This is a genomic window from Geobacillus sp. JS12 (assembly GCF_001592395.1).
Classification (GTDB): domain Bacteria; phylum Bacillota; class Bacilli; order Bacillales; family Anoxybacillaceae; genus Geobacillus; species Geobacillus zalihae.
Genome location: NZ_CP014749.1, coordinates 1109230 through 1130420, shown reverse-complemented (window position 1 = coordinate 1130420; position 21191 = coordinate 1109230). Strand labels below are relative to the sequence as shown.

The 21191-nt window shown below is 54.5% G+C and carries 17 protein-coding genes, 3 tRNA genes and 3 pseudogenes; 5 read left to right on the top strand and 18 right to left on the bottom strand.

The features are described 5' to 3' along the window. Nucleotides 1-75 precede the first annotated feature (75 nt). From A0V43_RS05560 to A0V43_RS05550, 3 genes are all read right to left on the bottom strand, one after another. Nucleotides 76-165 (bottom strand) — tRNA-Ser (locus A0V43_RS05560). Between the two features lie 9 nt (nucleotides 166-174). Continuing rightward, nucleotides 175-247: transfer RNA gene (locus A0V43_RS05555), tRNA-Ala, on the bottom strand. Between the two features lie 10 nt (nucleotides 248-257). Next, nucleotides 258-331 (bottom strand) — tRNA-Pro (locus A0V43_RS05550). A 188-nt stretch (nucleotides 332-519) separates the two neighbouring features. On the opposite strand from A0V43_RS05550, the gene A0V43_RS05545 reads away from it, so the two are divergent. Both A0V43_RS05545 and A0V43_RS05540 read left to right on the top strand, forming a co-directional pair. Then, nucleotides 520-1284 (top strand): hypothetical protein, encoded by a 765-nt coding sequence (locus A0V43_RS05545; protein WP_011231140.1) that lies wholly within the window; start codon nucleotides 520-522, stop codon nucleotides 1282-1284. Between the two features lie 13 nt (nucleotides 1285-1297). Further along, entirely contained in the window at nucleotides 1298-1765 is a 468-nt protein-coding gene (locus A0V43_RS05540; protein WP_063192589.1) for a hypothetical protein, read from the top strand. Between the two features lie 67 nt (nucleotides 1766-1832). Here A0V43_RS05540 and A0V43_RS05535 read toward each other — a convergent pair whose 3' ends face one another. The 9 genes from A0V43_RS05535 to A0V43_RS05495 all read right to left on the bottom strand — a co-directional run bounded on the left by A0V43_RS05535 (nucleotide 1833) and on the right by A0V43_RS05495 (nucleotide 10310). Next, nucleotides 1833-2813, bottom strand: a complete 981-nt coding sequence (locus A0V43_RS05535; protein ID WP_063192588.1) for an ABC transporter permease — start codon at nucleotides 2811-2813, stop codon at nucleotides 1833-1835. After that, nucleotides 2806-3720: an ABC transporter ATP-binding protein gene (locus A0V43_RS05530; protein WP_020753915.1), complete on the bottom strand. Its 915-nt coding sequence runs from the start codon at nucleotides 3718-3720 to the stop codon at nucleotides 2806-2808. The genes A0V43_RS05535 and A0V43_RS05530 overlap by 8 nt, the downstream gene beginning before the upstream one ends. Beyond that, complete coding sequence (locus A0V43_RS05525) at nucleotides 3717-4514, bottom strand: SGNH/GDSL hydrolase family protein (RefSeq protein WP_013145381.1); 798 nt, start codon at nucleotides 4512-4514, stop codon at nucleotides 3717-3719. Before A0V43_RS05525 ends, A0V43_RS05530 begins: the two co-directional genes overlap by 4 nt. Before the next feature lie 9 nt (nucleotides 4515-4523). Beyond that, the gene (locus A0V43_RS05520) at nucleotides 4524-4823 is read right to left on the bottom strand and encodes a transporter suffix domain-containing protein (RefSeq protein ID WP_063193816.1); all 300 of its coding nucleotides are present in this window, start codon (nucleotides 4821-4823) and stop codon (nucleotides 4524-4526) included. Nucleotides 4824-5128: 305 nt separating this feature from the next. Beyond that, nucleotides 5129-6085 carry an MBL fold metallo-hydrolase gene (locus A0V43_RS05515; protein ID WP_063192587.1) on the bottom strand — a complete coding sequence of 319 codons (957 nt, stop codon included), beginning with the start codon at nucleotides 6083-6085 and terminating at the stop codon, nucleotides 5129-5131. A 286-nt stretch (nucleotides 6086-6371) separates the two neighbouring features. After that, nucleotides 6372-7259: a sulfite exporter TauE/SafE family protein gene (locus A0V43_RS05510; protein WP_020753911.1), complete on the bottom strand. Its 888-nt coding sequence runs from the start codon at nucleotides 7257-7259 to the stop codon at nucleotides 6372-6374. 266 nt (nucleotides 7260-7525) lie between these two features. After that, on the bottom strand, nucleotides 7526-8884 hold the full coding sequence (glnA, locus tag A0V43_RS05505; protein ID WP_063192586.1) for a type I glutamate--ammonia ligase: 1359 nt from the start codon (nucleotides 8882-8884) through the stop codon (nucleotides 7526-7528). Nucleotides 8885-9097: 213 nt separating this feature from the next. Then, on the bottom strand, nucleotides 9098-9487 hold the full coding sequence (locus A0V43_RS05500; RefSeq protein ID WP_063192585.1) for a gamma-glutamylcyclotransferase family protein: 390 nt from the start codon (nucleotides 9485-9487) through the stop codon (nucleotides 9098-9100). A gap of 259 nt (nucleotides 9488-9746) precedes the next feature. Then, nucleotides 9747-10310, bottom strand: coding sequence for a thioredoxin family protein (locus tag A0V43_RS05495; protein WP_063192584.1), 564 nt, complete (start codon nucleotides 10308-10310; stop codon nucleotides 9747-9749). A 139-nt stretch (nucleotides 10311-10449) separates the two neighbouring features. Between A0V43_RS05495 and A0V43_RS05490 the strand changes: the two genes are divergently transcribed. The 3 genes and pseudogenes from A0V43_RS05490 to A0V43_RS05480 all read left to right on the top strand — a co-directional run bounded on the left by A0V43_RS05490 (nucleotide 10450) and on the right by A0V43_RS05480 (nucleotide 13346). Further along, complete coding sequence (locus tag A0V43_RS05490) at nucleotides 10450-11430, top strand: coiled-coil domain-containing protein (protein WP_063192583.1); 981 nt, start codon at nucleotides 10450-10452, stop codon at nucleotides 11428-11430. 260 nt (nucleotides 11431-11690) lie between these two features. Then, nucleotides 11691-12622, top strand: a pseudogene (locus A0V43_RS05485) (LLM class flavin-dependent oxidoreductase); the annotation flags it as partial. Between the two features lie 76 nt (nucleotides 12623-12698). After that, nucleotides 12699-13346: an MOSC domain-containing protein gene (locus A0V43_RS05480; protein ID WP_063192582.1), complete on the top strand. Its 648-nt coding sequence runs from the start codon at nucleotides 12699-12701 to the stop codon at nucleotides 13344-13346. 151 nt (nucleotides 13347-13497) lie between these two features. On the opposite strand, the gene A0V43_RS05475 is transcribed toward A0V43_RS05480, so the two are convergent. From A0V43_RS05475 to A0V43_RS05450, 6 genes and pseudogenes are all read right to left on the bottom strand, one after another. Further along, nucleotides 13498-15300, bottom strand: a complete 1803-nt coding sequence (locus tag A0V43_RS05475; RefSeq protein ID WP_063192581.1) for an ABC transporter ATP-binding protein — start codon at nucleotides 15298-15300, stop codon at nucleotides 13498-13500. Continuing rightward, nucleotides 15284-17019 (bottom strand): annotated as a pseudogene (locus tag A0V43_RS05470) (ABC transporter ATP-binding protein). The gene A0V43_RS05475 and the pseudogene A0V43_RS05470 overlap by 17 nt, the downstream one beginning before the upstream one ends. 432 nt (nucleotides 17020-17451) lie before the next feature. Next, on the bottom strand, nucleotides 17452-17877 hold the full coding sequence (locus A0V43_RS05465; protein WP_063192580.1) for an STAS domain-containing protein: 426 nt from the start codon (nucleotides 17875-17877) through the stop codon (nucleotides 17452-17454). 92 nt (nucleotides 17878-17969) lie between these two features. Next, nucleotides 17970-18395: an ATP-binding protein gene (locus A0V43_RS05460; protein WP_020754855.1), complete on the bottom strand. Its 426-nt coding sequence runs from the start codon at nucleotides 18393-18395 to the stop codon at nucleotides 17970-17972. A gap of 12 nt (nucleotides 18396-18407) precedes the next feature. After that, nucleotides 18408-19852 (bottom strand): annotated as a pseudogene (locus tag A0V43_RS20880) (SpoIIE family protein phosphatase). Nucleotides 19853-20080: 228 nt separating this feature from the next. Beyond that, nucleotides 20081-21184, bottom strand: a complete 1104-nt coding sequence (locus A0V43_RS05450) for a GerAB/ArcD/ProY family transporter (RefSeq protein WP_063193815.1) — start codon at nucleotides 21182-21184, stop codon at nucleotides 20081-20083. Nucleotides 21185-21191: the final 7 nt, after the last annotated feature.

Here is a 21191-nt window from a genome sequence, read left to right as displayed (position 1 = left end):
AATGAAAAACGACTGCCAACGCAGTCGTATCAAGGGTTTCATGATTTACCATTTGACAAGATCGGATATTAGAAATGGAGGAAGAGGGATTCGAACCCCCGCGGGCTGTGACACCCCTAGCGGTTTTCGAAACCGCCCCCTTCAGCCAGACTTGGGTATTCCTCCGTATGAAAATGGAGCCTATCGGATTCGAACCGATGACCTCCTGCGTGCGGGGCAGGCGCTCTCCCAGCTGAGCTAAGGCCCCAAATTAATGATCGGGAAGACAGGATTTGAACCTGCGACCTCACGGACCCGAACCGTGTGCTCTACCAAGCTGAGCTACTTCCCGACATAGGCTGGTTTACCTTGCGACAATTCATATTCTATATGAACCTCAAAGGAAAGTCAATAGTTTTTTTATCTTTTTTCGCCATAACGGATGAAAATTGATCTTTTTTCTGAAACGACCTGCATAGCTGCCGCTCCTTTTTTCCTATACTAAAAACACAGCAACCGTGTAAAGGAAAGGGGTGCTTTGTGAAACTCATTCCGCCGGCGCGGCGCAAACGGGCGCATTTGTCGCAATTGACAACCACCCATTTCCATTTGCGTCATCCGCTTGTCGTCGCCTTTTTTTCCTTTTCGTTTCCGGGTTTCGGCAATTTGATGCAGCAACGCTACGCCACGGCCTTTATGTTAATTCTCTGGGAGCTGTTTATCAACACAAAAGCCCATATCAATACAGGTATATTATACTCGCTGCTTGGCGATTTTGAAAAGGCAAAAGCCGTTCTTGACGAACGATGGCTCATGTTTTATGTGGCCATCTACATGTACAGCATTTGGGACAGCTACCGCGGCTCCGTCGACATGAACAAGCTGTATTTGCTCGCCGACCGCGAAGATGCGCCGATCTCTTCCATCCGAATGGGAATATGGGATATTAATTATTTGGACAAGCGCGAGCCTTGGCTGGCGCTGGTCTGGTCGGTGCTCGCCCCGGGCCTTGGCCATTTGTATGTCCATAAAGTGATCACCGGCCTGTTTATCTTCACCTTTACCATTTTGGTATCGTATTTCGCCCACTTGCCCGAAGCGATTACGTACACGCTGACCGGCCGATTCGATTGTGCAACGAAGATCATCGATATGCAGTGGGCGCTTTATCTGCCATCGATTTATTCGTTCATCTTTTACGATGCTTACGTATCAGCGGTCGAATACAACAAGTTGTTTGAAAAAGAACTAGCCCACTATTTGCGGCGCCGCTTTCAGCCGAAACGGTTCGCATGGCCGATTTGATGGGAGGCGTTTCATGATTGTCATTGCCACTTTCGAGAGCCGCCTATTCGTTGAACTGGCAATTTCAGCGCTTCAAGAAAAAGGGATTGCTGAACATCAGATTTTTGCAGTCCCGCTCAACCGCTCTGCCGAACCGCCGCGCCTGCTTGATACGCTCCATCACGCCAACGGGTTCAGCTTCCTTGACTTGGCGACGATTTTAGGAACGTGCTTGATGCTGCTAGGGGCGATTTACGGCTATGTGTTGGCATGGGGTCCGATCATTTGGGGGATTATCGGGGCGGTTTCAGGCATCGGAATCGGCATTTTGCTCAAATGGTGGGTAAACCGAAAATCTACGCACCGTCAAAGCCGCACAGGCGCTGATATCGTGCTTCTCATCCGTTGCGATGAACAGCAATGGCCGGCCGTGGAGCAGTTGCTGCGGGGCCATCACGCGCTTGGACTCGCCGGCGTTCACGACAAGCAGCCGAATAGATAGGCATTTCATCCCCTTTCACTGAAAAACCCGAGGGAACACCCCTCGGGTTTTCGCCGCTCTGCCGTTTTCAATAGACATCTCGCCGCATAAAGACAAAAAAAGCGACAAGAAGCCCTGCAAGCCCCCAGACAGCCAGCACGGCCATCGAAAAGCCAAGCGTCATCCCCTCAATCGGCGGAGCCGCTCCTTTGATGTAATCCGTCAGCCGCAAATTGACCATAAACAAATATTTTGCCGAATGCCATGATGACACCATGTTCGACAAAATGGCACCGGAAATTAACGCTGCCAGCATAATGCCCATTACGGCCGCTGTGCTCCGCAAAAGCACGGAAAACATAAACGTCAGTGTGCCGACGACAACGCTCACAAACGCGGCCAGCCCGAGCTCGATCAAAATGTATTTCCATTGCGGAATCATGTGGACATTCGCTGTATTGAGATCCTCTCCTTGCTGGACAAATCCGGTCAACAGCGGCAGACGGAAGCCGCCATATCCAAACACGAGTCCGGAGATGGCATACGACAGCACCGCCGCCATCAGCATAATGAGCGACACCGACAGGAGCAACGCGATATATTTGCTCAACAAAATTTTCCACCGCTTCACCGGCCGAACGAGAAGCAGCTTGATCGTTCCAGCGCTTGCCTCGGACGACACTAAATCAGCCGCCACCACCATCACTAAAAGCGGCAAAAACAAGTCGATGGCGTTTTCGATAAACGTCCGCATAAACGTCGGCGCCCCTGGAGCGGACGGGTTGATGTCGTGCTCTAAGTAGTACTGCTGCTGCTTGAGGCGGATTTGCAAGTATTTCCGCCATTCCTCAGACATGCTCGGCGACTGCAAGCGGTTTTGCAAGTCGACGATTTGCTGCTGCAGCTGCGTCCGCCAGTCGGTCGTGCCAAGCCGTTTTCTCAGCTCTTCCGTCTCGCGGTATTGGGCGTATGTAAACAAGGCGACGAGCACCGCAATGATGGCGGCGATCACCCATAGCCGCTTTTTGCGGACGATTTTCAACATTTCATTATACACGAGCTTACTCAATCGTTTCGCCCCCTGTCAGCTCGATAAACAAGTCTTCGAGCGTCGGCAGCCGCGGTTCAATTTTCGAAACCGAGACGCCGGCTTGGACAAGCTTGGCGTTCCAAGCGGCTAGTCTCGACGGCTCATATGGCGTGACGATCGTCTCTTCATCGGCGCGCAACACCTCGGTTTCCGCCGCTAACAGCGCCCGCGCCCGATCCGTTGGAGCGGCTTTCCAGACGACACGCGCCTGTTGGTTTAACAGCCGCTCAACCGTGTCCACGGCCAAGAGCCGTCCTTTCGCCATAATGGCGACGCGGTCGCACATTAATTGAATTTCACTTAACAAATGCGATGAAACAAGGACGCTCAACCCTTCCGTTTCCGCCAAAAAGCGGATGAAGGCGCGCATTTCGCGAATGCCGGCCGGGTCAAGGCCGTTGGTCGGCTCGTCCAAAATGAGCACCTTCGGCTTTCCAAGCAGCGCCTGAGCGATGCCGAGCCGCTGCCGCATGCCGAGCGAATACGTACCCACTCGGTCATGGATGCGCTGTTCAAGGCCGACGAGCTTCGCCACTTCCATGATCCGATCTGCACCAATTCCCGGCATCATGCGGGCGAAATGTTCAAGGTTTTCCCAGCCTGTTAAATACGGATACATTTCTGGGTTTTCGACGATGCAGCCGATCTGGCGGATCGCGTCGGTAAACTGGCGGTGAAGATCATACCCGCAAATCGCTACCGTCCCCGACGTCGGCCGAATGAGCCCGACGAGCATGCGGATCGTCGTCGTTTTTCCCGCGCCGTTCGGCCCTAAAAAACCGAATACTTCCCCCTCATGCAACTCAAACGAAATGCCTTTAATAATTTCCTTGCCGCGAATCGTTTTCCGCAGCTCTTTGACCGCTAACGTCACCTGTTTGGTCATTGCTCACCCTCCTCCGTCAACGTGATGAGCGAGGCGACGCGCTCTCCAATCCGCTTGTAGCCTGCCGCGTTTGGATGAAAATGATCGCTGTACAAATAGTCGTTGACATGGAGGGCAAACAAATCAAACGTCGGCACCGCGACGATGTTCGGATAGCGGGCCGCCACTTCCGCTGATGCAAAATTCCAATCGCGCACAACCGCCGACGTCCGTTTGGCATCGTCTAAATCGCCAAACGGGTTGTACAAACCGATCGCAAAAATGACCGCTTCGCTGTTGAAGCGGCGCAGCGCGGCGAAAATACGGTCTAGGTTGGCTACATATCGCCGTTTCGCCTCATTCAGCTGCTTTCGATCCAGTTTCAACGCTTCCCCGCCTTGAAACAAGTCGTTGCCGCCGATAGTCATCACAATCAAATCCGCCATGGCGACTTGCCGCTGAATCTCAGGCTGGCCAAGCTGGCGAAGCAGTCCGTCAGAGCGAAGGCCGCGGATGGCCAAGTTCGTCACACGGATCGGTTTGTCCGTTTGCCGGCGAAGCTCATCGACCATATAGCCGACATACCCTTTTCCGCTTTCATCGCCCGTTCCTCTCGTCAACGAATCGCCAAGAGCAACAATATCCATTTTCTCGTCATGTTGCCTTGTTTCAGCCGTCGGCGGCCGTTGTTCTTTCGTCGGCGGCTTGGCGGCCGAAAAAAACTGGTCTTGCACCGCCAATGCCAGGCCGCCAAGCCAAAGCACTCCGGACAGGGCGGCAACGGCTATGAGAAGCGCAACTGTGCTCCGTCGCATGCAACCACCTCATTTCTTCATCGTTGTCATCTCTCGCGATCCGTCTTGGCATTGTTCGCCATCATTGGTTTGATCCGACAACCGCCGTTTTATTCGCCAATGTTTCGGATTCCAATACGCTTTCAGCTTCATCGCTGCTTCTTTTCCAGCTAACAGCACCCCAAGCCAAAACATGACTTCCGCCGCCACAATGACCGCGGCGACAATCGTTGCCTTGACAGCGGCTGAAAACGGCAGAAACGGCGCGATGGGCACCGCCACCCAAACAACGAACGAGGCGATGATGAGGCCAATACCAATGCGATACAGAACCGGTTTCTCTTGCTTCACGTCCCCACCTCCTTATGGCGTCGTGGTTGCGAACGAAGATTGGGATCCTGCACTCCCACTCTACCATATCCATCTCCCGTTCACGAAACGGCGTGCCTGAAGCCGTGTGCTTCGCCGCCAACCAACGCCTGTCTTGTTCCCAAACCACAAAACGCACCGTTTGGAAGGAGAAAAACCGGCCTCATGGCACGAAACCAAGCAGACGAATTCATCATCATCGTTATACGTATTGACAAACAAAAAGGTGTCCCTTTTATGCTCAGGACACCGTTCATTCACTCCTATCACCGCCGCTTATGCCAGTAATCGATCAACCCCATCGCACACACCTGCAAATCCAGCTCGATTGCCGTGTACACCGGCGACGAAGACGTGACGCCATATTCGTTCAAAAAAGCCTCTACATCGCGCCGCAACCGTTGTGCAGCGATTTTCGCCTGCTCTGCGGGCGATGCTTCCGGATTTCGTTCGACCGCTTCCTTCCCGGCCGCGACAAACTTTGGAAGCCAAACGCGAAGCTGACGGAACGCTTCCTGCGGATCATCGAGCATGCCAAAATGACCAAAATAGATGCGCGACGGATTCAACTTCTCGAGCCGCTCAGCCGACCGCTCCATCGCTTCAGGGTCAAATTGGTTCGGAGATGTTGAAGGCAGGCAAAACGTAAGCCCCGCTTCTTGCAGCTGCGGATAAAAAACGCTGATCGTATCGCCGGTGAACACGCCGCGGCTGTACGAATCATAAATGGAAACATGATGGTTCGCATGCCCCGGCGTATCATAAAACACAAGCGTCCGCTCCGCACTCAACTCCAACGTTTCCCCGTCCTCTTTCACGATCAATCGCTCTTCTGGCACCGGAAGAATCGGATCAAAGAGCGACTCAAACTGCGCGCCGTACACCGCCTTCGCTCCAGCGATGAGGCGCGATGGATCAGCCAAATGCCGCTTCCCTTTCGGATGGACGACAACCATCGCATTCGGGCAATGCTGAAGAAGCAGCCCCACGCCGCCCGCATGATCCAAATGAATATGGGTAACGATAATATAGCGGATCTCGCCCGGGTCAATATGAAGCGCTTTCAACCCAGCAAGCAAATGCGGCACCGACGGGCTTGGCCCTGTTTCCACGATCGCCAAGTTCTCTTCGTGAAGCACGTATGTACCGGTGCGCTGCGGCATGCGCAAATCATACAAATCGATGAGTGAAATGCGGCGGCCGAGATCAAGCGGCTGTGCCATGTTCCCTCTCCCCCTTTGGTTGATGATGCAGAATATTTTAACATAGAAACCGGCTTCCCGCTACAGGGGCTGATAAAAAAGAAGCCCCTGCCCAGAGGGCAAGAGCCGCCTTCTCGTTTCAATTGTCGTCAACGGGGCAACAACTGCTCCGCGCGCTATTTTTGAGGGCAGGCGCTGTCGACCGTTGCCCTCCGCAGCACGAACAAGCTCCCTGATGCTCAACCCGATCGCATCCAACGCTGCCGCCAACAGAAAGACACCGCCGTTTGCCAAGCGCGCCCAATGCTTACGACGCCAACTCCCTGCTAGTCGCCTTTCCTTTCCGTCCATTTCTGATCGCCAGCCATACCGCCGCCGCCCAGCCGATGACGATGAGGCCATAAACGGTCGGATACACCGGCGCAGGCGCCTCCCAAGCGTGCAGGAGCGTGCGGACGTTCGTCAAAATAATCAACCCGCCGACCAACACTCCAAGCAAATGGGACGGCAGTTTGCGCACAAGCCAAGCCGCGATCGGCGCAGCAACGACCCCACCCGCCATGAGCGTCAGCACCCAGTACCAGTTCACTTGCTCCCAACCAAGCGAAATGACGAATCCTAGCGTCGCCGACAGCGCGACGGCAAATTCGGATGTATCGACGGTGCCGACCACCTTGCGCGCTTCCATGCTTTTATTGGCCAACAGCACCGGCGTCGCAATCGGCCCCCATCCTCCACCGCCGGTCGCATCAAGGAAGCCAGCCACCAATCCGAGAGGGACGAGCTGCTTATTGGACCACTGTTTTCCGGGCGTCGACGGCGCGCGGCCGTTCAACACTAAAAATCGATAAATAATGTAAAAGCCAAGCGCCAACAAAAACAAGGATACATATGGTTTAATCAAATCTCCCGGCAAGTTGCTTAAAAAGCATGCTCCGACAAACGCGCCGACCGACCCGGGAATGATGAGCCTAAAGGCCATGCGGCGGTCGACGTTGCCGAACTTCCAATGGGAAGCGCCAGATGCCGCCGTCGTCACCACTTCCGCCAAATGAACGGACGCCGAGGCGACGGCCGGAGCGATGCCGAACGTCAACAGCAGCGTCGACGACGTGACGCCATACGCCATCCCAAGCGAGCCGTCAATCAGCTGGGCGATAAATCCTACAAACACAAAAACGATCAGTTTTTTCATTGGTTTCCCTCCGTTTGCAATGGTTGAGCGCGTTACTTATAATTTAAATCTCATTATTCATAGATGTCAACTATGAATTTTAAAAAAATAAAAAATGCTATCATTTATTTTAGTCCCCGCTCGCAAGATGACGTTGCGAACACCAACGGCTTGGCGGCCGACGGACGGAAGGCGCCGCACGGCCGTCCATCAAGACAAACAGCTGCCTGCAGAAAAAAGGCGCCCCGAATATGGCGACGGGACACCTTTTGGATGCTGGCTTTCGATCAGAACTTCCCTTGATACCGCTCGACTTCCCAAGCGTGGACCGCCGTGCGGTAGCTGTTCCATTCGTCTTTTTTCATCGCGACGTATTCGTTGAACACATGCTCACCAAGCGTCGCGCGGCCGATGTCTCCGCTTTCTAGCGCTGCGATGGCCTCGCCCAAGTTTTCCGGCAAGTTGTCAATGCCAAGCTCCGCACGGCGTTCTTCCGACATATGGAAGATGTCTTCATCAATCGGCGCCGGAGCGGTTAACCCTTTTTCGACACCGTCAAGGCCAGCGGCAGCGATGATGGCATACGCCAAATACGGATTGGCCGACGGATCCGGGCAACGGAGCTCAACGCGCGTCGCAACACCGCGTTTGGCCGGAATGCGGATGAGCGCCGAACGGTTCGAAGCGGACCAAGCGATGTAGCAAGGCGCTTCATACCCTGGCACAAGCCGTTTGTACGAGTTGACAAGCGGATTCGTAACCGCCGCAAAGTGCTTCACATTTTTCAGCAAGCCCGCGATGAATTGGTACGCTGTTTCTGACAACTGGTTCGCATCGTTCGGATCAAAGAACGCATTTTCCCCATCTTTGAAGAGGGAAATGTTGACATGCATCCCTGAACCGTTGATGCCAAACACCGGTTTTGGCATAAACGTCGCATGAAGACCGAACTTGCTGGCGATCGTTTTGACAACCCATTTGTACGTCGTCGCATTGTCAGCCGCACCGAGCGCATCGGCATATTTGAAGTTGATCTCATGCTGGCCTTCCGCCACTTCATGGTGCGACGCTTCAATCGTAAAGCCCATCGCTTTTAAGGCGCGGTAAATTTCAAGGCGAACGCGTTCGCCCAAGTCTTTCGGAGACGGTTCGAAATAACCGCCGCCATCATGGAGCTCAAGCGTCGGATTGCCGTTTTCATCGGCTTTGAACAGGAAAAACTCCAGCTCCGGACCGACCGAGATCGTATATCCTTTTTCCGCCGCCCGCTCCACCGTTTTTTTCAACACGTTGCGCGGGTCGCCTTCAAACAGCGTGCCGTCCGGATTGGTCACCGAGCAGAGAAAGCGCGCTTCCGCATAGCCTTCCTCGACCGTCCACGGCAAAACAGCAAACGTATTCAAATCCGGCAGAAGATACAAGTCGGAACGGTTGATCGGCGAGAAGCCTTTGATCGACGAACCATCAAACATGATTTTCCCTTCGACAACATCATCAAGCTGTTCAGCCGTCACGGTCACGTGCTTTAAGATCCCTTCAATGTCGACAAACTGCAAATGAAGAAGCTCAACGTTTTTTTCTTTGATCTTCTCTTTGATTTGTTCCAACAACTCCGTTTGTGTAGAGGAAACGAACGGTTTTGACATGTTACATTACCTCACATTCGTGCGTTTATTTTTCTAACATGCTTTTATTATAGAAAAAGAGAAGCCGTTTGGCAACACTTTTTTATCAATTTTTCTGTATTTTTATAATGATTTTTTGTAAACGGTTTCAAATGAGACGAATATTTATACAAAAAAAAACCAGCCGAGGAGATAATCGTCTCCTCGGCCGACTTTTTCTATCCACTATTGATGTTACGTTTTCTCCTCACGCCGACGCCACGAGCCGGACGAAATGATCGGCAGGCCGGCGGCTTTTTCCGGCAAGTAAACGTAGACGTACCCTTCGATCGGCTGATGGGCGTCGCGGACCCATATCCGCTCATATTCGTTATCGTCCCGTCCTTCGGCGTAGTCTTCAAGCTCATCCATCGCTTTGAGCCCTTCCTCCGTCACCGTCAACCATTCCCCTTCCACTTCCCCTTCTTCTCCGAGCACAAGCGCAGGGTACGGGCCGACGCTGTACAAACGGCCGTTCACCTTCCCTGGGCATACGGCGCGAACATAAGGAGCTGCAACACAATGGTTGTCCTCGCCGGTCAGCAACGTTCCATACACAAACACTCGATATCGTCTTTCCGCCATCTCACTTTTCTCCTTTTGTTTACATAACATAGATTATGAAAACTCAAGGAAAGGAAACAAAAACAATGGAAGCCCTTCCTCTCATCCATCCTTGCCGCTCCGAGGCGGCGCCAGTGTGAATTTGTTCAGTAGATCGCGGCCACAAAAACGCCGTGCCGGCTGCACTCGCAAGCCAACGGCACGGCGATGGCGATTCCGCAACGAACGAATGATGCTTTCTCCATCATACCCGCTTCACAATGAAAAGTCAAGCAAATTGTTACAGTGCTTGTTTCCATTTAATGCTGCAGCCGATGCTCGGCTTTTGCTTTTCTGGGACCGGCCGGCCCTCCAACAAAGCATCCAGCGCGGTGCGGATCGACTCCCCGGTGACCGGGATGCCGTTGTTCGGACGCGAGTCATCAAGCTGGCCGCGGTAAACACATTTCAGCTCACGGTCGAAAATATAAAAATCCGGGGTGCAGGCGGCGTCGTATGCTTTCGCCACCTCTTGCGTCTCATCGTACAAATACGGAAACGGATAGCCGAGTTCTTCCGCCACCTTTTTCATGTTTTCGGGTGAATCTTCTGGATACTGTTCCGCATCGTTGGAGTTGATGGCGACAAACGACACCCCTTTGGGCATATAATCGTTCGCGAGGCGAACAAGCTCGTGCTGTACATGCTTGACAAACGGGCAGTGATTGCAAATGAACATAATGACAGTCGCTACGTCCGATTTCACATCCTCAAGACGAACGACGTTGCCATCGATGACATTCGTGAGGGCAAACGGGGGCGCTTGTTTGCCAAGCGGAAACATATTCGATTCGACAGCTGGCATACGTAACACCCTTTCTTCCACTTTTTTTCTTTTTATTATACCAAAAGAGAGCGGAACGCCACAAATAAACCGCCCAAACCGAACCGCACAGCTCGGCATATGATGCCACATAGACGAACGGAAAGGAGGCTTTTGCGCGGTGATTTATATGAATAAACACATGACCCCGCGCGTGTACGGGCCAGCTGCCGCACCGCCCGCATCCCACCCGATGTTTTATTATCGCCGCACCGCCGCGCAACAAATGCTCGAACAGCAAAAACAACAGTTCGATCAGTTGGCGGAACGACTCGCCCAGCTTGAGGACGCCATCGAAGAAGGGAAAAAGCACCAAGCGGAACAACGCGAACAAATGGCAGACATGTTCGCCCGCCTCGAACAGTCGCTTGCGGCCGGCTGGGCGCGGCAAAGCGGACGGCTTGCCGAGGCGCTGTCCGAGCTCGGACAAACGGTGACCGCTGGACAAGTAGCACAAACCCATTATTACGAAGAAATGGCCGCCATGGTTGCCTCGCTTCAGCAAGCGGCCGAAACCGGGCAAAAGCAACAGGAAGCGCAAAGCGGGCAGTGGGCGGAAGCGCTCGCCCGCATCGAGCGGCTGCTTATGGGAGCACAGGCGGGGCAAGCCGCCTTGGCCGGAACGCTCGAACGCCTCGAGCAGTCGGTCATCGCCCAGCAGGAGCGGGAGGAAAGGCGACAATTGCGGTGGGAAGAGCAGCTGGCCAAAGAAGAAGCGGCGCAGCAGGCCGTCATCGAAGCACTCACCGTGCAAAGCGACACGATGCGCCGGCTCGAGCAGCGGACGGCTGAACGTGAACAGCTCGCCGAAGGAATGGCCGCCCGCCTCGAAGGGCAAGAAAAGCTGCATCAAAAAGTTTTGGAACAACTGGAACTGCAACATGTCTTCCATCAGACGGTCATCGAGCGGCTTGAAGCGCAAGAGGCGGCGCAATACAAAGTGACCCGCCAGCTCGACAGCTTAAAAGAAGCGCTGTATGAACGATGCTCCTTTATCGTTGACAGCGTCAAACAACTGTTTTCCTCGTTCTTTCCCGGGCGGGGGCGCAGCCAAAAAATCGACCGCCAAGCCGCTGAACCAAAAGACTTGATCCATTTGTAGAAGACTTCCATTGTCTTTCGGCGTCTGCCGCCATCCGCCGGTTGAAACGGCGGACATTTTTTGTTGCCAGCGGTTAGAGGCCGAAGCAAATCAATGGACAACAAGAAACGAAACATCCCATAATAAGAACTAACCATTTTGACCATCTCGCGCCGAGAAGACCCCCACTTCTACGCGTTAGCGTAGGTGGGAGAGCGTTCAACCGCAAGGAAAAGAAATCCTTGATCCATCAACATTTCGAGAGAGAGGGAGAAATCATCATGCCGCTGAAACTCAGCGTTCTTGACCAATCGCCAATCGCCGAAGGCATGACCGCGGAGGAAGCCCTTCAAAACACAGTCCGGCTCGCCCAGTTTGTCGAAGAGCTCGGCTACAAGCGTTTTTGGGTGTCGGAACACCACGATACGAACAGCCTAGCCGGCTCGTCTCCAGAAGTGCTGCTTGGACACATCGGGGCGAAAACGTCGCGCATTCGCATCGGTTCAGGCGGAGTGATGCTGCCGCACTACAGCGCCTATAAAGTGGCGGAAAATTTCCGCGTGTTGGCGGGTCTAGCCCCCGGCCGCGTCGACCTCGGCGTCGGGCGGGCGCCCGGGGGATGCCGCGAGCGACGATCGCGCTGCAAGGCGACAGACGACGGTCCGTCGACCGCTATCCGGAGCAAATTGACGACTTGCTCGGCTATTTGTATGACGCCTTGCCGCCGGTTCACCCGCTGTATGGCGTCAAGGCGACGCCGATCGTGCAGTCCCCGCCGGAACTATGGCTGCTCGGCTCCAGTTCGGAAACGGCGAAGCTGGCAGCCGACAAAGGGCTACCGTACGTGTTCGCCCAGTTTATCAACGGGGAAGGCGGCGAACATTATATGCGGCTGTACCGCGACCGGTTTGTTCCATCGCCGTATTTGGCCGAGCCGCGCGGAATGGTCGCAGTGTTTGCGATTTGCGCCGAAACGGATGAAAAAGCGGACTGGATCGCCGGCAGCCTTGATCTGTCGCTTCTTATGATCGAGCAAGGGATGGCGGTCAGCGGCACGCCAAGCCCGGAAAAAGCGGCTGCGTATCCATACAGCCCGTATGAGCGCAAACGGGTGGAAGACAACCGGCGGCGGATGATCGTCGGCAGCCCGGCGCGCGTCAAAGACGAGCTGTACCGGCTGAGTGAAGCGTATGAAACAGAGGAAATCATGCTCGTGACGATTACATACGACTTTGAGGATAAACTCGCAAGCTTCCGGCTCATCGCCGAGGCGGTATGGGGGTGAACCAATGCAAATTGTTTCGATTAATGTCGGAAAGCCGAAAACAATAGAGGTAAATGGCGAGCGGCTAGTGACCGGCATTGACAAAACGCCGGTCGCCGGGCCGGTCGCTGTCGGCAAGCTCAACTTGGTTGGAGATGGACAAGCTGACCTCGTCCATCACGGAGGAGAAGATAAAGCGATTTGCGCCTATCCGTCCGAGCATTTCGTCTATTGGGAAGAGCGATACGGCCGCCCATTTACGGCGGGGGCGTTTGGCGAAAACTGGACGCTTCTCGGTTTGACGGAAGAAGATGTATGTCTTGGCGACATGTATGCCGCCGGCACAGCGCTCGTGCAAGTGTCGCAGCCGCGCCAGCCATGCTCCAAATTGGCGTTCAAACATCAGCTGCCCAATTTGCCGAAAGCCGTCTGCCAGACAGGAAAAAGCGGGTTTTATTTCCGCGTCTTGCAAGAAGGCGTCGTCGAGCCGGGCGCGCCGCTCGTTCTCGTCGAACGGGGCGCAGGGGCGCTGTCCATCGCGTATATCAATTACATTTACTATCATGAGCGCGACAACACCACCGCCATGAAGCAAATCGCCAGCCATCCGGCCTTATCCGCAAGCTGGCGCGAAGCGTTTCAAAAGCGCCTCACCGCTCGGCCCCGGCCGTAAAGCACAAAGCGGCGGAAATGACTAACAAAATATCTTTATATTTTTGTTTAATTGTTTTTTTCATCCACTCTTCCTTTCCTGAGCACTTGAGTTCGTATGGAGGAGATCACGCATTCATCTGAAATCCTCCGCAAACGTGAACACCATACAGTTATACCTGCTGCACACTGCGCAACCAATAGCGCTGATACAATTGGAAGTAAAATCCTTTTGCTTCCAACAGCTCTTCATGCGTTCCTTGTTCGATCACGTTGCCTTCGTTGAGCACAACGATGCGGTCGGCATGTTGAATCGTGTTCAACCGATGGGCGATGACAAAACATGTCCGCCCGTTCATGAGCCGGGCGAGCGCTTCTTGAATGCGCACTTCGGTCACCGTATCGATGTTGCTCGTCGCTTCGTCCAAAATCAAAATGGCCGGGTCGGCGATCATCGCCCGAGCGATGGCCAACAGCTGCCGCTGCCCTTGGCTGATTCCGCCGCCTCCGGGGGACAGCACGGTGTCATAGCCGTTCGGCAGCTTCATAATAAACGAGTGGGCGTTCGCCTGGCGCGCCGCCTCCTCGACTTCTTCATCGGTCGCCTCAAGCCGGCCGTAACGAATGTTGTCGCGGATCGTTCCGGCGAACAAAAACGTATCCTGAAGCACAAATGCCATATGCCGGCGCAAACTCGCTCGCTTGATCGTCCGGCTGTCGCGCCCGTCGATCAAAATCACGCCTTCATCCGGATCGTAAAAGCGGGTCAACAGCTGCAATACGGTCGTTTTGCCGGCTCCAGTCGGACCGACAAGCGCGACCGTCTCCCCCGGGGCGATGGAAAAGGTGACGCCGTCGAGCGCCGGGCGCTGTTTGTCGTAAGAAAAGACGACTTGACGAAACTCAATGCGTCCATCAAGACGGTCCAAAGCCACCGCTTCCCGCTCGTCTTTCTCTTCTTTCGGCAAATCCAAAATTTCCAACACCCGTTCAGCGCCAGCCAACGCCGACAGCAACGTGTTCCATTGGTTGGCCAAATCGTTGAGCGGGCGGGTAAACTGGCGGGCGTATTCGACAAACACGACGATCGTCCCGACCGATATCGCTCCTTTGGCCGCCAGCCATCCGCCGACGCCAGCGATGAGAGCGAAGCTTACGTTGTTTAAAAAGTTCATCAGCTTCGGGATGAAGCCGGAATACGTTTGCGCCCAAAACCCGGCTTGTTTCAGCTCGGCGTTTTTGCGCGCCAATTCAGACTCCATCCACTCTTCTTGGGAAAACAGCTTCACGACTTTCTGTCCGGAAATGACCTCTTCGATAAAGCCGTTCATCTCACCGAGCGCCCGTTGCTGCTCACGGAAACGCACCCGCGTCCGGTTTGTAATCCAGCGCATGCCCACATACATCAGCGGCACGACAACAAGCGTTACGATCGTCAACACAACGCTTTGTGAAAGCATAACCACCATAGCGCCCATCAACGTCAACGTGCTCGAGACGACCTGGACAACGGTGCTGTTAAATGTCTGGCTCATATTGTCGATGTCGTTTGTAATCCGGCTCATCAGCTCCCCTTGCTGGCGGCGGTCAAAAAACGAAATCGGCAGCTCATGAAAATGGCGAAACAACCGCTCGCGAATCCCGCGCACCGTCCGCTGGCCGACATCGATCATCCAGTAGTTTTGCCAAAACGTCGCCGCGCCAAGGGCCATATAAATGGCAAGAAGCAAAACGAGCGTCGCCATAAACCCGTCCGTCTTCCGCTCCACAATGTACCCATCGACCGCCCGGCCGACGACATACGGCCCAGCAAGCGCCAGCGCCGAGCTGGCCATCACCATGGCCATGGCTGCAAACAGCTTTCGCTTTTGCGGAGCGATAAATGCCCAAAGCCGCCGCAAAGTGCCGACGCTGTTTTTCGCCCGTTGCGCACTTGCGCCAACACGCGCTCCGTGCGGGCTATGCCGTAGTGACATCCACCGATCCCTTCTTTCCTTCCTGCGTGGCGACGATGCGTCGATACAGTTCGCTTGTCGCCAGCAGTTGTTCATGGCTTCCTTGCGCGATCAGGCGGCCGTCTTCCAAAAGCAAAATGGTATCCGCCGCCATCGCTGTGCTCACCTTTTGCGTCACCATCACCGTCGTGCACGCATACCGCCGCAACGCTGCGAGCAGCTTTGCTTCCGTCTCTGCATCGAGCGCGCTTGTGCTGTCATCCAAAAGCAAAATGCGCGGTTGCCCAACCAAAGCGCGGGCGATCGACAGCCGCTGCTTTTGCCCGCCTGATAAATTGACGCCCTTTTGACCGATCCGTGCGTCGTATCCATCCGGAAACCGAGTGATGGTTTCATGAATTTGCGCATCGCGAGCCGCCTGCACAAGTTCTTCCATCGACGCAGTGATGTTGGCAAAGCGGAGATTGTCCGCGACCGTTCCTGAAAACAGCAGCACTTCCTGCGGGACAAAGCGCACCGCCGTCCGCAGCTGTTCGGCGGAAAACTCGCGCACGTCGATGCCGTCGATCAACACTCGCCCGGCTCTTGGTTCATACAGCCGGGGATGAGCTGAAGAAGCGTCGATTTGCCGGAGCCGGTCGCCCCTAAAATCGCCGCCGTTTCTTGGGCGCGGATGACAAACGATACGTCAGAAAGTGCGTCAAGTTCGCTGTCTGGATAGCGGAACGAAACGTGCTCAAAGCGAATTTCCCCGCCCTGGACGATCGGTCCATCGGCTCTGTGCTCCCCGCTTCGCTCTTCCGGCACCTCAAACAGTTCAGCGAGGCGGGCGGCCGAGGCGCGCGCCCGTGAAAACGCCATCGTAATAAATGTAAACATCGACAACGCCGCCGTCGCCCGCGTCGCGTAGTTGACGATGGCGACGACTTGCCCAGCGCTCGCCGTCCCGGCCTCGATATGGTGGCGGCCAAAAAGGAGAACGGCGACGATGGCGGTGTTCATCACCATCAACAACACCGGCGTGATCGTCTCCACGAGGCGAAGCACGCTCATGGTCCGCTCCATGAGCGCATCGTTCGCCGCCGCAAATCGCTCTTCTTCGTATTCTTTTCTCATCCACGCTTTGATGAGGCGCATGCCGGCCAAATTTTCGCGCATCACGCCGTTGACGCGGTCAAGCGCTCGTTGGACGGCGGAAAAGGACGCCGCCGCCTTTTGTACAACCCACAATAAAAAAGCGGCGGACAGAGGAACGGCCACCGCCAAAACGAGCGCCAGGCGCGCATGAACGACAAACGCCATCGCGACGCCGAAAACGACGAGAAGCGGTGCACGCAAGGCGATGCGCAAACTCATAAACAACATGTTTTGCACTTGGGTCACATCGTTCGTCATCCGGGTGACGAGCGAGGCCGGCGACAACTGCTCGATGCGCGCAAGCGAAAACGATTGGATTTTGGCAAACAGCGCCGTCCGCAGCGCAAATCCGTACTCTTGACCGACGTAGGCAGCGGCAAATGAGTTGGCGATGCCTGAGGCAAACGCCAACAGCGACGCCCCGAGCATCACTGCTCCCCACGTGAAAATGGCCGCAACATCCTGTTTCATGACACCATCGTCGATGATTTTCCCCATCAACAGCGGCTGCCAAAGCTCGATGATGAGCTCGGTCAACATAAACAACCAAGCTAACGCCATCCACTTCCAGTATGGCCGCAAATAGATCAGCACCCGCCCCATGTCTGCGCCACTCTCCTCTCCATTCCAACCGCGGGGCCCAGCCGCCGTTCATCGTTGTGTATAATTTTATTCTAAACCCGAAATATTTATTTGACAATGAGAATGCATGGGCAGAAGCGGAGATGCTCCCGGCCCAAAGGAACAAAAACCCCCGAACAAATGTCTCATCGCTCGGGGCCATCGGCGGCAATAGGGGAACAACTGGTCTGTTCAGTCGTTTCGATCGAGACGCCTGACTGGCGGGGACTGAACAACACCGCTTCCAGACCCATGCATGGGTCTGGGAAGCAGGGGGTTATTCCGTCTTCCGTCATACCTTGGCGCGACGAAGGCAAGCCTGTGGCTTGCCTTCAGCAGTCGGAAAAATAGACGACACGCTTTTGGGCCAGCGAAATGTGAAATCTTCCCGTTGATTCGGCATGAGAGCCATGTCTACGACGAACGCTGACGCCATGCCGAATGAAGCGCCTCCTGGCTCATATGGTCGAAAGAGCTTGGCGGTGCAAGGGACAACAGCTGTTGTTCATCGCCAACGATCGGCAACAGCCGGTCGAGCTTGGCCATCAGCAAAATCTTTTCGATAGCGGCGTTATCCCGGACGACGATGGCCATGGCGCGGCTTTCGCTGACGATTTGCTTAAAAAAGCGGACAAGGAGCGCTAATCCAGTACTGTCCAAAAATCGAAGGCCGCTCACGTCGACAACGACAAGGCAGCGCTTGACAGCAGCCACCGCCGTCGCCAGCTTTTGTTCCGCCGCGAGCTGCGTATCATAGGCGAGCCGTCCAGTTAGCTTGATGCATTCGTATGCGCGTTCTACAACCATTTCCAATTCAAACGACAACCGATGCTGTTTCATTGTATCCCCCTATCGTGACCAGCCATGCCCTGCCCTCGGCCACCACCCGCATTCGTTCCGATCACATGGGTGCATCATGGCACCAAAGCCAGTTATGTTGCATTCCGACTCATTTTCATGACAAGCATCCGACGGCCGCCCTTCCGCTCAACCCACGTGACGTCATCCATAATTTCACGGATGAGCAAGAGCCCTCGTCCCGATTCGGCGAGCAATACATCAGAGAGCGTCATGTGATCGAGCTGCTCGATCACGTCCGCCGGAACGCCGCCGCCCTCATCCTCAACCGCCACGGCCACATCAGCGCTTGTGACGAAAAAGGAGAGCGAAATCGTCCCCGCCTCCATCCCCGCCCGTTGAACAGCTTTAACGGCATTGACGACCGCTTCATGCACCGCCAACACAAACAATTCCGCATCACGGACCGCAAACAACGAAGCAGCCTGCTCTGCAAGGAGATGGCAAACCAAAACCGCTTCCTCGTCCGCCCGGCAGCGCACGATCCATTCACACACCACAAAGCGTCCCGCCTATCCATGAACCGTGATGGACAATAAGCAAATGTCGTCGGAAGGGCTGACGAGCGGCGGACCTTGGCTGATTAAACGTTCAAGGAAGCGTTTATCCGGCAAATGGCGGCACATTTGCGTGCATGAGCGAATTTTTTCAATGCTTTGCAAAATCGACGGATCGATCTCCTCTAAAATGCCGTCTGTATACAAAAGGAGGCGGGCCCGCTTGTCGTAATGAATCACCCCTTTTTCAAACGGCAAGGAAAACGGGCTGCCGATCGCCAAACCGCCTTTGTCCAACTCATGGACGCTTCCATCGTCAAACACGAGCAGCCCAGCCGGATGGCCGGCGTTGGTATATTCAATTTTTCGCTCTTTCGTGTCAATCACTAAATAAATCATGGAAAACAGGTGGCGGATGTTGTTGGCCTCATCAGGAAACAACGTTTGCACATGCTTTTCCAGCTCGCTCGCCACCGAGACCGGGTCAATGACGCGCACGATCAACCCGCGCAAAAGCGAGCGGAGCAACATGCTCACCAAGGCCGACGAAATGCCGTGGCCCATCACGTCGATGACGATCACCCCGTAGCGGTACAGGTCGATTTGATAGCAAGCGTAAATATCGCCTGACAAATCATCGGATGGAATATAGACGGCATCCATCGTCACCGCCTCGTTTTGAATGAGCGGCGTCAGCAAATTGTGCTGAATTTTTTTGGCCAGCTCGACTTGGCGCCGCCGCTCAGCCTCTTTTTGCTTTTGCTTCGTCTCGTCTTCGACAAGGACGATATATCCGCCCGCCTGAAGCACGGGAATGACCGTATAGGCGACATTGGCGGACGTGCCGTCCCGGCGCTGCACCATCCCTTCGCCGCATCGCTGCTCTTTGGGAGGAAACGGAAGCCATGTTTGGCTGCCGCAACGAAAGAGCGACCATATCGGGCGGCCGACCGCCTCTTCTTTTCGGCGCCCAAACAGCCGCTCTGCACTAAGCCCCAATCTTGCACGGTTCCGTCCGCCGCCACCGGAACAACCGCAAACGGGGCGGAATCGTAAATGACACCGAGCAACTCAGACGGCGTCGGTCGATCAGCTGGAGGCATAGCGGTTTGTTCAACAAAATGCCAAACGAGCCATTCTCCCTCGCTGCCTGATAACCTATAGACGTTCATCCAGCTCGTATAGATTTTCCCGCTTTTCGCCATATGGCGCGCTTCTCCTTGCCAACATCCGTCCTTTTTTACCGCCTCGGCGATGCCGTCCAACAACGCGGCCGACCATTCGGCTGAAAACAGAACGCCGACCGGCCGCCCGACTAATTCGTTTTTGGCAAATCCGAGCCATCTTGGCGTCGGCTCGCTGACCGCAACAATCGAAAGTTGACGGTCGGTAATCACCATGCCGCTGCCCAACTGTTCCGCATCTAGCTGATCGATCGCCTGTACATTCGCCTTCACCATCGTTCAACCCTTTTTCGTTATAATCAAAATCAATCGCTTTCAGCTGACACCGGCTTCCCGAAACAAAAACGCGCGTCGGCGCCGGGTTGTTTCCACCCCGCCTTCGGGTTGCATGTTCAGCACCACTTTTCGCCCCATTGTTCCTCACAGGAACAGGTTATTGTTGTATTCGTGTTTTTTTGCGGTTTTTCCTGCTTGCTGCCGCATAAATCTTCTAGTCCGTTTTTCTTATTTTGTTGATGACCCAAACCGCCGGCGAATCGCCGCAATCACAAGCAAGAGCACCGGAATGATGATTTGCAGCGGGATGTGCAAGTAAAAGGTGACGATCTTCAATCCCTCGTAAATGTGCTCTGCATAGTTGCTGGCGATGGCGACAGACAAAAGCAGCACAAGCAGCCCGAGCGGATAAACAATCCGCTGGTATCTCGAGATGCCAAACAGGTGGGCCGCCCCGACGACCCCAGCATAAAAAAAGATGGAGATTTTAAAAAAACCGCCTATAATGAGCGCTATCATAAACAACACATCAAGTCGCTCAAAAAAGTGGGCGACTTGTATGCGGCGAATCGTATCAAGCAACGGGAACGACGAACGAGACGCAACATCCGGGCCGAGAACGGCCACATTGATCGCCGCAATGATCGCCAAGTTCACCCCAGTGAGCACCATGCCAGCGATGGCCACCCGGCTTACTTTCGCGGGGTTGTTCATATATGGAAACAACATCGTAAACACGATCATCTCACCAAACGGCACATACAACGTTTCCGTGGACACTGTTTTCCACACTCGGTTCCATCCTTCTTCCAATACCGGTTGCAGCTGAGACATATCGACGATCCCGGAAACAAGCACGAGCACAAACCCCGACAGCGCCAACACATAAAGCAGCGTCAAAAACAGCTCGCCGGTGCGCGCCAACACTTCCAACCCTTTATAGGCGCCGTACATGACAACCAACGCCATAATGGCGTTTAAGACAAACAACGGCGTTTCCGGGTAGGCAAACGTGAGCAACAGCTCGCCAAAATCGCGCAGCACACGGGCGGCGATATACAAAAAATATGTTGCATAGATAGTTCCTAAAAATTTTCCAAGAGGCGCCCCCAGAATGTCCTGCATATAAACGATCAGGGGCTTATCCGGATAAAAACGAAACAAGCAGCTATACACCGAAAATAAAAGCACCCCAAACACGAGCCCAAGCAAAATGGCGATCCATACATCTTGCCTAGCGCTCACACCGAGCGGAATCACGATGGCGCTGCCGTGTTCGAACAATACAATTAAAACGAACATTTGGCGTGCATTGATTTTTGTGCGTTCCAACTGAATT